The following is a 12869-nucleotide window of genomic DNA, read 5'->3' on the forward strand; positions in this document are numbered from 1 at the left end:
CTAAAAGATAGTTAGCTTACTTTTTTGATTTATCATGAATAAAATTTTATTTATTATTGACCATCTTGGCTGCGGTGGAGCGGAGAAAATCACACTGCAGTTAGCCGAATATTTGGCTAATAATGGGCATGATATTCATCTCGCTGTTTTAAATGGTAATTCAAATCATTACTCTTGTTCAAAAGCGATTAAGTATATAGATCTTAAAGTCCAAATTTCCTTTTCTAAGGGGAAAATGTGGAAAAATAAAACACTAAATGAATACGAGAAACACCAAATTAATGAACTATTAAAATATAGCTTTGATCTTATTATAACCGGGTATAATAACGGGCATTGGTTAGCACCCTACTTAAAAGGGAACGTTTGGCATTGGATTCATGGTGATCTTTTAGAAGTTCGTAAATTTAATAACCCTTTGAAGCAAATGAAAGAATACCTACGTTTTTTCAAAAATAAAAGAAAATTTTCTAAATTATTTCACAATCGAAAGTTAATCACTGTTAACCGTGATCTAGAAAATAAAGCTAAAAGATATGCTAACCCAAGCTTAGTCAAAACTATTGCCAATGGTGTAACGGTTCCATCTCAATATCTAAATCAATATTCATCTACAGACAAAAAATGGGACGTCATTTTTGTTGGAAGACTAGTACCAATTAAACAAGTTGATCATGCTCTTAAAGCTTTTGCCATGTGTGAAACAAAGCGCAGAATGGCTATTGTTGGTGACGGAACAGAAAGACGTAATCTCGAAAATCTTGCACGTGATCTAGGAATTTTAAACCGAGTTGATTTTTTAGGTTGGATTGAAGAACCTTATAAAGTGATGCTTCAAAGTAGGTGTTTAGTACTCTCCTCACTGTATGAAGGGAGCCCAGTGACCTTAGCAGAAGCAATTTCACTGGATATACCTGTAGTTAGTTATAATTCCTCTTTAGGTATTCAAGATTTACTCAATCAACAAAACTTCTCTTTTATGCTCGTAGAGAAACAAAACATCGTGGCATTGGGTCAGGCCATTCAAAAATGCTTGCATAAACCTTATCACTATGATGACGAATTTAAGTTTAAAGTTCATATCGAAAACATGACCCAAAAAATTCTAGACCTACGTATTTGATATTTTTACTAACATATTCTTTTCCTTTTTAATTTTTTTTGAGGCTATTGATGAAATATTCAAACATGATTTATTTAGAAGGTAAAAAGACATTTAATATAGGTGACTATATTCAAAGTCTTGCTGCTCAACAGTATCTACCTTCTATTGATTATTATATTAACAGAGAAGAACTTGGAAATTTTAGTGGTGATCGTACTAAGCTGATTATGAATGGCTGGTTTACTCATCATCCAAAAACTTGGATTCCACATCCTCACATTGATCCCCTTTTTATATCCTTCCATGTCAATAAATATGCTGAAAACGATATGCTCTCCGAAGCTGGGATTGAATATTTAAAACAACATGCTCCGATTGGCTGTCGTGACTATCATACAAAAGAAACCTTACAAGCTTATGGTATAGATGCTTACTTTTCAGGATGCTTGACACTCACATTAGACGGCTATAAGGCACCCGATGATGAACATACAGATGATATTTATATTGTTGACCCATTATTTAATTTTCCATCAAAAAAGAAGTTTTTAACAAGTTTCAATAGTATTCGGAAATATATAAAAACTGGAGACATGTTTAAATTAAATGCAATAGATAAAATTCTAAAAAAACACTTTAGCCAAGATATTCTCGATCAAGCTCAATATATTGAACATGAATTGCCTTCGAATACTTATTCAGAAGATGAAAAATTTAAAATTGCTAAAGATCTTTTGCATAAGTATGCACGCGCCAAACTTGTAATCACCTCTCGAATTCACTGTGCTTTACCCTGCTTAGCCTTAGGTACACCTGTCATTTTTATTAATGGGTTTGACTCTTTAGGTGATACATGTCGCTTCAATGGCTTAATGGATTTATTTAACACTATTAGCGTTGATCCTCAAACACACCAATCTATATTAAATCTAAATAGCACACAGCGCATTGTTTTGAATTCAATTCCCAAAAATCCAACAAATTACCAAGAGTTAATACCTCATCTTAAAAAAACCTGTGCGGATTTTATTCAACACTAGGTCATATATGTGAACGAGTCATTAATATCAGCATTAATGACTCGCTTTGCCTTTAAGTACTTAAAGATGTTAAAAAAGTATGTAGCTGTTTTGCAACTTTGTTAAAACTATATTTTTGTTGTGCATTTTCATGTCCTTGCACTGCATAACGCTGCAAGTTTTCAGGGTGATCTAAACAAAATTGAAGCTGCTGGACTAAATCTTCCACATCGCCACATTTTGCCATCAAGCCATTTTCATCATGTCTAATGATCTGCTGAACACTAATATGATCACTCGCAACTACAGGCACCCTCCAAGCAAAAGCATCTAATATAGCTAAAGGTTGAGTGTCATTCATGGTAGGAACAAGGGCAATATCAATATCTCTATAGAATTTTGTTTTATCATTGCCCCCAATCCATCCAAGAAACTCAACTTCATTTTCTAACTTAGAGTCTTTAACTTGCTTGATCAAGGATTCCTTTTGCTCACCTTCTCCAGCAATTAACAATTTAACTAGATAACCTCTTTGCTTCAGTTGTTTTACAGCAGAAATTGCTATATGTGTACCTTTATATTCAACTAAACGCGTCATAATACCTAAGACTACGGGTTCCCCAAGGTTTTTAGCAAAAGAAGGTTCATCATCTGGTAAATGTATTAAATTTGAAATAACCGCTTGTGATTTTTGACTCAAATCTACCCCTTTCTTTTTAGCAGCCTCAGCAACACACTGCCCTACATAAGGAGTAATATGAATAAATCCATCTGCACGTAATGTTCTTTTCACGTTATGACTATGATTCATCGTAATAACAGGGCATTGAATTCGTGCAAAAAGCAGTGCATTTTTAAATAAATAAACCGCACGCCCACTATGAGCAATCACCACATCAGGTTTATAGTGTCTTAACCATAGTGCTAATTTAACTGTAGCGACTGGATCATAAAATCCTGAGTTATTTAGGCACCAAGAGCGATAGCCCTCAATTTTTTGCTTTTGATTATCAGTGCCATAAACAATCATCCCCTCATGACCCTTACTTTCTAAAGCCTCATAGGTATTAAGCATTGCTTGCCAACGCCCGCCCGAGGCATCCCCATAAACCGTTTGTACAACTTTCATAATTTACTCAAAATTTAATCATCTTCAGTTTTGCTTTTATTGACTAGATTCACTCTAAATAAAGTAAATTCGTTCTTTAGCATTGTTCAATGCGCTTTAAATTATGCAAGATTCAAAGCTTGAACGAATTTAGTTTGCAAGATATCAACGTGATTTTGATCTTGAAACTTAGGACTATCTAACAGCTCATTCACCTCTTGAGCCTCTACACACATCACATAAGGATTCATCTTCCGATAATAGCTCTGGAAATTTTGACTAAGCTTGGTATTCTGAAAAAGTGGCACAATCACATTCTTATTCGCAATTATTGCCTCACTTAACATCGAAGTTGAGTCAGGTGAACAAATAATACTATGCGCAGAAAAAATCAAATCCTGTATTGTAATGCCTTGCTCTTGCCCAAATAAAATCAGCTTAACATTCGGCAAAGATAATTCTTGCTTCAACTCCTGTTGTAATAGTTCAGGAGTACGCCTTGATGTACAAACAAAATATTTTTGAGTCATATTTTGCAAGGCCAAATTTTTGATTAAATTTAACCAATTTGAACCACTACCAATTTTTACATCTGCTGTATCGGCGCCTAACAATATACTCACAATAGATTGGTCCAGATTCAAACCGAGTTTATTTTTTGCATTAATCTCATCTTGTTTGAGATTAAAACTCACCATCTTATTTGGAGCAATAGGATAAAATAAATAAGGAGCTTGATTTTCTTTATGTGGATCAATCGTAAAGACTACATCATAAGCAGATTCAGGCATACCTCTTAATGATGTTGCAATTATATTTTTTAAACTCGGATTACTATTTATTAAAATTTTTTTCAATAATGCATTCGCTAAAAGCGTATCACCACCTGCAGATACAATATAAAAAAGATCAGATGTTTCATTCAAAGTTTTTAAAGCTTCTGGCGTTAAGAAAAAGCTTAACATCCACTCTTTAGACAGCATATTATAAAACCGCTTAAAAATTTGCTGTACAATTTTTTTAGGCTTATTAATTGTTATCTTAATAATCTCAAAATTCTGCGCTTTATTAAGTAATTTCGCAATGCCAATAGATTGCGTTTCATGCCCAGGCTTACCATCAGTTAATAGTACAATCTTAACCATCCTAAGCCACTCCATCTTGAATTAATTTACTATATATCTCACAAGTATGATTCAGCATCATGTTAAAACTTAAATGCTGTTGAGCTTTACTAAAATAAGGAACATAGTTGTCTAAAGGATGATCTAGTTCTAAGTACTTTAAAATCACGGCATGTAACTTAGCTACACTAGCTGGCTGACATAATAAGTCTTTGGGCACAAATTCGCTCATCATGCCAACATCTGTTCCAAAAACAGGTCGATTGAGTAACAATGCCTCGCTCAAAGTATAAGGTCCACCTTCACGATGTGAGGAAACAACCAAAGCCTCATGGTGACTAATTTTCTTCTGGATTTCATGACTAAATCCACAGAGCTTAATCCGAGACTCTGAACCCAGATCACCAATCAACTTTTGTAAACGATCAAATTCTTCGCCTTCCCCATAAATATTGAGTTCTGCATCAATATCCTTCCAGGCTGTGATTAGTATGTCAAAACCCTTAACTTCATTTAAGCGACCAATCGCAATAAACTTTCTATTTTTCTCCCATTTATTAGGCTTTTCCGACAAGTCAACACCGTTATAAATCACTGATGTCTTAGAAGGTAGGTCTATTTGTTCTGCTAACTTTTGACTGACTGCAATAATATGATCAAAAGCAAAGTAATGTTTTAATTTAGATTTTGCACCATGAATCGTAACCACACATGGTACAGAGATTTTATCTATTAACCCACTCATGAGCTGTGCTGTCTTCGATGCGTGTGCATGCACAATATTAGGCTGAGTCATCTTAATTTTTTTCAAAAGCTGATATTTGGTCCATGGATTATGACGACTACCACTCATATCAAAACAGATACATTGAACATTATTATTAAAAAAAATTTTAAAGCGCTGATGTGCGATTACGCTCACGTCATGTTCATTTGCTAAACCATTTGCAAGTTCAATAACATGTTTTTCTAAACCACCATCTTCACAGCTAGCCATCACCAAAGTAATACGCACAGACTACCCCTCACGCTTACCTAATTTCATCCGCAACTTCACCGCAAACATTGAGTCCTTACCACTAACTTTAATCCGTTGTAATTGCATAAAGTCGGGACTTAGGCCATCAATGCCCTCTTTGGTGGTCACAGCATTGCTATAACCTGCCTGCTCTGCTAAACGCACATCGCGCTCAGAATAAATGCCGAAAGGATAGGCAAAACTCTCTACGGGTTTTAATATTAAATTTTCTAAAGCTTGTTTAGATTCATCAAGCTCTTTCAAACACTCAGCATCATTTAATTTATCTAAATTGGCATGCGTTAATGTATGTGAACCAATTTCGACAATACCACTTTGTGCCAAAAAGCGAACTTGCTCATCATTAAGTTTCGGTTCACGTGCCAATTCACCACTATTATGATGGGCTTTTTTATAGGTCGACCAGTCACGATCATGGCGATCAACCACCACATAAATAGTGCCTTTGGCTTGGTACTTTTCTAGTATGGGAAAAGCATTCTCTAAATTATCTAAATAGCCGTCATCAAAGGTAATTGCTACAGTTTTTTTAGGATGCTGCCCCCAATTTTGCTGCAACTCATGCATTGTGACAAAATGAAAACCCTCAGCTTTCATCCAAGCCACTTGCTTCTCAAACTCTTCAGGTTTAACCCGCAACTTATTAAATTTTGCACCATCGATATGCTCAGACACCATGTGATACATTAAAATACGCGGTCTTTTCCAATCTACAGCGGGCTTCCACCAAGCATATTTATAACTCCACGCGAGTAAAATCATGAGTGTAAAAATACAAATATAAATCACAATATGGACCAAACCAAAGTTCCTTTCCAAATAGTGCCACAGTCCTCTTCATAAGAAAAGAAAAGTTCTCAAATTGAGCGAGCCGTATTGTGTATTTAAAATTCCATTAAAAAACTGAATTCTATATTGAATAGAAATCAGTTTTTAAGTCCCTTTTAAATTGAGTGCTGCCTTATTGTGAACATAAGGCTTTGGCTTCTTTAGCGTTTACTTCTGTAAATTTACTAGAGCTATCCAGCGGTAAATTAATATTAATAAAAATTTGATCGTTATTTTCATTTGGATTAATAATTTTACGTCCAAATGAAGCAGCAACAATTTTACCCAATTCATAATTTGTCATATAACAATTTGAATATTGAAGATCATCTACCCATTTTTCAGCACCATTGACCCCAAACATCAGAATTGGCACAGCAGCGGACTGCAAAATTGGAGTTCCATGCCCCCATAAACTATTCTCACCAAATAACTCACCATGATCTGATGTATAGAAAATAAGCGTTGGCTTAGAACTCACTCTTTGAGCTGAGGCTCTCAAGGCTTTAAAAAAATCATCTTGAAAATGCATTGAGTTATCATAAGTATCAACTAATTTTGAAAACTCATCTTTATTGCCTGTATAAAAATTATAAGCCTGCGGGTAGTTTTCTTCATATGCAAAATGACTATTACGCTGGTGCAGAACCATAAAATATGGCGTTTTCGCTAAAGCCTCTTTCTTCTTTTCCATCAACTCTATTAATCGCATATCAGTTGTATTCTCTGGCATTTCTTTAGAGAAAACATCATGAAATTGATTAATATCTTTCATGTTTACTAAAGATGCGAGAACGCCAGATTTTTGATTAGATAGATATAAGGTATTGCGGCCAGTCTCTTTAGCAAGCGTAAATAAATTTGTTTGCATGGATAATAACTGCTCAGCATTATCTGGTTCATAAATAACATTAAGCAAAAGTGGAACACCAATACGTGTAGAAAAACCTCGACTGATGCCATAAAAATATTTAAATCCTGATTGCCCATTAAGTGAGCTCAAAAATGGGGTGGTTTGCCTTTCATAACCATATAAGCCCAAATGTTTAAATGCAGTACTTTCACCAACGACCACAATCACATTAAAGTCTTGCACTGTATCAATATTTTCAACACTGTATTTTGAATATACTTTTTTAGCTTCAGGTTCTGAAAATAAAGATTTACTGCTTCCAATTAAAAAGTTGGAAATACAATTAATGGTATTTCTCACAACTGGGTAATGTAGATTATTTTCAAAGACTTTTCCCTTTAAGGCTGGAACCATAAGTCCCATTAAACCTAATACGGCAACCATAAAAAAGAGGTATTTTTTATATCCTGCTTCTTTATTGTTTACATATTTCAAAATATAAATAGTATTTAAAACAATCAGCAGTAAATATAGACACAGCGGAATAAGGAAAATTTTTATTCCACCAGACAATCCTCCCATAATATCGGCAAATTCATAAAAAAATTGACTAATATCATAAGGCATTAATAAACGGCCAAAATAGGTCAAAAAAACAATATTGGAACCAATAATGTAAATAATAAAGTTAGTTACAATTAAGGAAAAAGTTTTATACCCAGATAATAAACTGAGATAAAATAAAATGAAAACTAATATGTAACTTTCAACATATTTTGAGAACTCAATACTTACTACGCCATTCTTTGTTAAAAAGTATTCTGCCCCCCCCAAAAAAAGCACTAAAAAAAATGTATAAAAAAAAGTGAATTACACTCTTTTTATGTAGAAGCAATCTCATTCCTATCTCCGATAATGTTCTTGTATCAGGACTTGCTGCTATTTTCCTTAGATACAAATTTTGAACGCCACTGTACTTAAGTTACGGCTTTTTTTCCATCATTTATTTTATTGATATTGTTCAAAAAAAGCGTAAGCGTTAGTCACTGCATTTTAGTATCTTAATTTATCTAGATGTTTATATTAAAGAATCTGTTCATTATTTGAATATTTCAACTGCAACTCGAGTTGCTTCAGCAAAATATTGTGGTTGAGCTAACTTAGACAAGGCAGTAAAATGAGTAATATACTGTTGATGAAAAAGGTGATCGACAGATGTTGTAATTCGATCATGTCTGAGTCGATCCACTTCTATCACCCCGACTTTACAACCCGCGGTGAGAGCCTCGTAAATCATTGAAACACTATCTTCAGTTACCCAAACCGCTTCGGCTTTTTGCATTTCTTCAAAAATCCAACCTTGCGGAGTGACTTCAACTGGGAAAATCTGTACTTTTTCAATATTCTTTAACTGTTTTAATTCTACTAAAAACGCTTTTGGTGTGCGCCGTGAAGTGGTCAAAATGATTTGTGAATTTGGATTCTGCTCGACTATTTGTTCAATCGCTTGGAGTACTTTAGCCGCATTCCACTGATGGCGTTTTGACGAGCCCCCCAAAGCGATCAAGATTCGACCATGCTGATGCCGCTCTTCATTTACAATAGGATTTAACGCACCTTGTGTGGTTAGTACTTTATTAGATGCCTGAATACCATCGTGCTGTGGAATCACAGCATAATCAAACCATGCAAACGGCAAGCTTGGCTTCATTAAAATAATGGTTTTGGCTTTGTTATACACTTTGCCCAACAGCCATACCCTAAAATGTGTATGGCTGCCGACGCCAAAAATATAGGTTGGCTCGTGTTCTACGGCATGAAGCTGATGGCTAAATAGCGCAGAAATAAGTGTCACTATAGGCAAATCATCAATTGAAATTTCTTGAAATGTGACTGCTTCCTGAGATTGGCGCTGCATGGCTTTAAATAAACCCAAAGCTTGTGAGCGATGTCCTGCTTTACCATCACTGACATAAACAATATGCATAGTCACGTTCCCAAAAATTCAATATCTTCAAGCCAATAAAAAAGGCGAAACTTAGTTTCGCCTTTTCATCTTAACCGATCAGCTTATTTTACGTAAGTTAACCAGTGCGCATATTTAGGGTCTTTACCCTGAACCGCATTAAAGAATGCAGTTTGGATTTGCTCAGTGATTGGACCACGACAACCTTCACCAATTTGACGGTCATCATATTCACGGATTGGCGTCACTTCAGCAGCAGTACCTGTGAAGAATGCTTCATCAGCGATATAGAATTCGTCACGTGTAATACGACGTTCAACCACTTCAAAACCAAGGTCTTTCGCAATCGTAATAATGGTTTGACGGGTAATACCATCAAGTGCACCACCCGCGATGTCAGGAGTATGAATCACGCCATCACGAACTAAGAATACGTTTTCGCCTGAACCTTGACATACATAACCTTGTGGGTCGAGTAACATTGCTTCGTCATAGCCAGCATGTGCCACTTCTTGGTGTGCAAGAATTGACAAAGTATAGTTACCAGATGCTTTTGCTTTACACATGGTCACGTTTGGATGATGGTGCGTAAATGAAGACGTTTTAACACGGATACCCTTCGCCATCGCTTCATCACCAAGGTAAGCACCCCAGCTCCATGCAGCAACAACGGCATGAATGGTATTGTCAGTTGCTGCAATACCTAATTTTTCTGAACCAATAAAAATAATTGGACGTAGGTAGCAAGAAGCCAATTTGTTTTCACGAACCACATCAATTTGAGCTTGTTCTAATGCTGCATGATCAAATGGGACTTTCATTTGATAAATTTTTGCAGAATTTAATAAACGCTTAGTGTGTTCTTTTAAACGGAAAATAGCCGTTCCATTCGGAGTTTCATAAGCACGGACGCCTTCAAACACACCCATGCTGTAATGCAATGTATGTGTTAATACGTGAGTTTTTGCCTCACGCCAGTCAACCAATTGTCCATCTTGCCAAATAAAACCATCACGATCAGCCAAGTTCATGGCACACACTCCAAATTTTTATACACAGTCATTTTTATCCAATGCAAACGTTGCAGTTGGATCAATTAATCTTTGCCATAGCTTGCAAACGACCACTCGGGTATCGTGCCAATCGTCAGCTGAAACTTGCATGGATTGATTCGCAAGTGCTAAACGGTGGCTCTCGGCTCGTTCACGGAGATAAGCTTGAATCAATGCTGTCGCATCGGCGCTGGATAAGCAATCCGTTCTTGCGGCATCCTCAAGGATTCGTACGTTGTCAGAGTAATGGGCGAGATCGGGATTCGACCCACTCCATGCTAATACTGCATACTGTGCCATAAATTCGATGTCAACGATACCACCTGCATCTTGTTTTAAATGAAAAATTCCATCTTTTTGCTGCTCTTTAGAAGAACCTAGATGGTCTTTCATTTTTTGGCGCATTTTGAGCACTTCTGCACGAACATTGTTCTCATCTCGTGGCTGCGTCAAAATATTGCAGCGCAAGTTTTCAATTTCAATCCGTAAACTGTGCTCGCCTGCAATGGTTCTGGCACGTACCAAAGCTTGATGCTCCCAGACCCAAGCATTTTTATGTTGATATTGCTCAAAAGCTTTTAAGCTGGTCACCAATAACCCCGCCTCTCCCGAAGGTCGTAAACGTGTGTCCACTTCATACACTCGACCATCTAGGGTTTGCGTGGTCATTAAGGACATAAATTTTTGTGCAACCCGCATGGCAAATTCAAAGCCACTAATTGGTTTCTGTCCATCGGTATCCGCTTGTTCGTCCATATAGTGAATAAACACCAAATCCAGGTCCGAACCATAACCCAGCTCGATGCCACCCACCTTGCCATAGCCAATTACCGCGAAAGCCGTGTGATCAATCGAACAACGCTGCCCTTCTGCATCGATTGGATAGCCATGTTTTTTGGCAACAATTTGATATGCCAAATGCAAGGTTGCATTCACAGACACTTCAGCAATATCGGTCAATGCATCCGATACTTTCATCAACGGGCTTTCGGCCAAAACATCACTAGCAGCTACTGCTAAGACATTGGATTTTTTAAATAATCGAAGAACACGCATCTGATCTTCAACTTGATCAATTTCAATTCGAAGCAGTTGTTGACGTAGAGAGTCTTCTAAATCTTTACGCTTTGGCAGCTCAAAATCCATCGATAAAAACTCATCCAACAGCACGGGATAATGCGTCAATTCTTCGCAGATCCACGGACTCACTGTTGCCATTTTCACTAATCGTTGTAATGCCCCTTTGCTCTCAATCAGCATCACCAAATAGACCGTACGGCGCAGCACCGACTCCACCAAAGGCATGAGACGTAGTAAGGCCACCTGAGGTTTATCGGACTGTAATATCGCCTCAATGAGATGTGGCCAAAAAGTTTTTAAACGCTGTACTGCTTTGGCAGGTAATTTTTTCAGCGCATGCCCATACCAAAATTCGTGAATTAAATTTTTGGCATCATCATCTAAAACATCATTTAACTGTGCTTCTAAATGACTAAAGCTTTCCAATAACGGATCGGGTTCTTTTTCTTTAATAAGATGTTCAAACTGGTAAATGACTTTGGCACGTTTCTGATTGAGCACATTCAAAAAGTCATCCCAAGATGCAAAACCTAAAGTATCTAAAATACGTTGGCGTGGTTCAGGCTCATGTGGCAACGATTGGGTTTGCTGATCATTGAGCGCTTGTATCGCATGTTCAATACGACGTAAAAATAAATACGCATCTTCTAAATCAGCAACCGCGGTATTTTCTAATAATCCAACTTCACCTAAATGATGCAGACTCACTAAACATTGACGGTCTTGCAACTCGAGTTTTGAACCGCCATAGATGAGCTGAAAGACTTGAACAATAAACTCTACTTCACGAATTCCGCCTGCACCGAGTTTAATATCATCTTCGATATTACGACGTAGCACTTCACGTTCGATCATGGCTTTCATGTCACGCATAGCTTCGAAAGCGGTGTAATCGACATATTTGCGGAAGACGAAAGGTCGGGTCATTTCCAGTAACTCGGCGCCTTCTTTACCGCCCGTGACGATCCGTGCCTTAATCCAGGCATAGCGTTCCCATTCGCGTCCATGCTGGCTTAAATATTTTTCTAATGCCGCATGACTGATTGCCAAGGCAGAACCATCGCCCCATGGGCGAAGGCGCATATCTACACGGAAGACAAAACCATCTGCGGTAATATGGTCAAGCAAGTAAATTAATTTCTGGCCCCATAAAATACAGAACTGCTGCACATCAATACATTTTCGACCGTTGGTTTCACCCTGTTCATCAAAGGCAAAAATAAGATCAATATCACTTGAAAGATTAAGTTCCTGCGCACCCAGTTTTCCCATGGCAACCACAATCAGGTCTTGAACTTTCCCCTTATAGCTTAGCGGTTCGCCATATTTCGCAATCAACGGCTTTAGTGCAAAATCTTTTGCCGCACAGATGGATGCATCGGCAAAGTCTGAAAGCTCTCGAGTTAAGGTGACGACATCGGTGAGTTGATTGGCATCTTGCCAAATCCAACGAAACATCAGACGTGCGCGCAGCACACGAATTGCACGCATCCAGCTATTTTCATCTTGGATATCGGCAAGGCTGCTTACGACAAAATGTTGAATTTGTGCTGTACTGAGCGAGGTTTGAAACTGATCAATTGCATAGTCTTGTTCTAAACTGGCCTGATGGATTCCGAGCACCTGTTCAGCATATTGACTGGCACGTAATGTTTTCTGCAATTGCTCCGTATTCATTTCACAAACCCTAGCGTG

10 protein-coding genes are annotated in these 12869 nt (G+C 37.3%); 2 read left to right on the forward strand and 8 right to left on the reverse strand.

Annotated features, from left to right (window positions below; translation table 11 throughout):
* The first annotated feature begins 34 nt into the window (after window positions 1-34).
* Together AVJ20_RS15095 and AVJ20_RS15100 are read left to right on the forward strand one after the other, a co-directional pair.
* Complete coding sequence (locus tag AVJ20_RS15095) at window positions 35-1123, forward strand: glycosyltransferase (RefSeq protein ID WP_111885803.1); 1089 nt, start codon at window positions 35-37, stop codon at window positions 1121-1123.
* A gap of 50 nt (window positions 1124-1173) precedes the next feature.
* Window positions 1174-2145, forward strand: a complete 972-nt coding sequence (locus AVJ20_RS15100; RefSeq protein ID WP_111885804.1) for a polysaccharide pyruvyl transferase family protein — start codon at window positions 1174-1176, stop codon at window positions 2143-2145.
* A 52-nt stretch (window positions 2146-2197) separates the two neighbouring features.
* Here the strand turns inward: AVJ20_RS15100 and AVJ20_RS15105 are convergent, their stop codons facing one another.
* From AVJ20_RS15105 to glnE, 8 genes are all read right to left on the reverse strand, one after another.
* Entirely contained in the window at window positions 2198-3253 is a 1056-nt protein-coding gene (locus AVJ20_RS15105; RefSeq protein WP_111885805.1) for a glycosyltransferase family 4 protein, read from the reverse strand.
* A gap of 101 nt (window positions 3254-3354) precedes the next feature.
* On the reverse strand, window positions 3355-4377 hold the full coding sequence (locus AVJ20_RS15110; RefSeq protein ID WP_162689781.1) for an ELM1/GtrOC1 family putative glycosyltransferase: 1023 nt from the start codon (window positions 4375-4377) through the stop codon (window positions 3355-3357).
* 1 nt (window position 4378) lies between these two features.
* Complete coding sequence (locus AVJ20_RS15115; RefSeq protein ID WP_111885807.1) at window positions 4379-5371, reverse strand: glycosyltransferase; 993 nt, start codon at window positions 5369-5371, stop codon at window positions 4379-4381.
* A gap of 3 nt (window positions 5372-5374) precedes the next feature.
* Window positions 5375-6184, reverse strand: a complete 810-nt coding sequence (locus AVJ20_RS15120; protein ID WP_111885826.1) for a polysaccharide deacetylase family protein — start codon at window positions 6182-6184, stop codon at window positions 5375-5377.
* A gap of 172 nt (window positions 6185-6356) precedes the next feature.
* A complete protein-coding gene (locus AVJ20_RS15125) occupies window positions 6357-7910 on the reverse strand; it encodes a sulfatase-like hydrolase/transferase (protein WP_162689782.1) in 1554 nt (517 codons plus the stop codon).
* A 265-nt stretch (window positions 7911-8175) separates the two neighbouring features.
* Entirely contained in the window at window positions 8176-9063 is an 888-nt protein-coding gene (locus tag AVJ20_RS15130; protein ID WP_111885809.1) for a mitochondrial fission ELM1 family protein, read from the reverse strand.
* A gap of 83 nt (window positions 9064-9146) precedes the next feature.
* Window positions 9147-10073 (reverse strand): branched-chain amino acid transaminase, encoded by a 927-nt coding sequence (locus AVJ20_RS15135; protein ID WP_078191262.1) that lies wholly within the window; start codon window positions 10071-10073, stop codon window positions 9147-9149.
* Window positions 10074-10091: 18 nt separating this feature from the next.
* Window positions 10092-12851 carry a bifunctional [glutamate--ammonia ligase]-adenylyl-L-tyrosine phosphorylase/[glutamate--ammonia-ligase] adenylyltransferase gene (gene glnE / locus AVJ20_RS15140; protein ID WP_111885810.1) on the reverse strand — a complete coding sequence of 920 codons (2760 nt, stop codon included), beginning with the start codon at window positions 12849-12851 and terminating at the stop codon, window positions 10092-10094.
* Window positions 12852-12869 lie beyond the last annotated feature (18 nt).

The organism is Acinetobacter sp. CFCC 11171 (genome assembly GCF_003268405.1).
Classification (GTDB): domain Bacteria; phylum Pseudomonadota; class Gammaproteobacteria; order Pseudomonadales; family Moraxellaceae; genus Acinetobacter; species Acinetobacter amyesii.

What these genes read in the sequence shown, in the direction of transcription:
- AVJ20_RS15095 (WP_111885803.1), top strand. Translation starts at nt 35, where the DNA reads ATGAATAAAATTTTATTTATTATTGACCATCTTGGCTGCGGTGGAGCG.
- AVJ20_RS15100 (WP_111885804.1), top strand. Translation starts at nt 1,174, where the DNA reads ATGAAATATTCAAACATGATTTATTTAGAAGGTAAAAAGACATTTAAT.
- AVJ20_RS15105 (WP_111885805.1), bottom strand. Translation starts at nt 3,253, where the DNA reads ATGAAAGTTGTACAAACGGTTTATGGGGATGCCTCGGGCGGGCGTTGG.
- AVJ20_RS15110 (WP_162689781.1), bottom strand. Translation starts at nt 4,377, where the DNA reads ATGGTTAAGATTGTACTATTAACTGATGGTAAGCCTGGGCATGAAACG.
- AVJ20_RS15130 (WP_111885809.1), bottom strand. Translation starts at nt 9,063, where the DNA reads ATGCATATTGTTTATGTCAGTGATGGTAAAGCAGGACATCGCTCACAA.
- AVJ20_RS15135 (WP_078191262.1), bottom strand. Translation starts at nt 10,073, where the DNA reads ATGAACTTGGCTGATCGTGATGGTTTTATTTGGCAAGATGGACAATTG.
- glnE (WP_111885810.1), bottom strand. Translation starts at nt 12,851, where the DNA reads ATGAATACGGAGCAATTGCAGAAAACATTACGTGCCAGTCAATATGCT.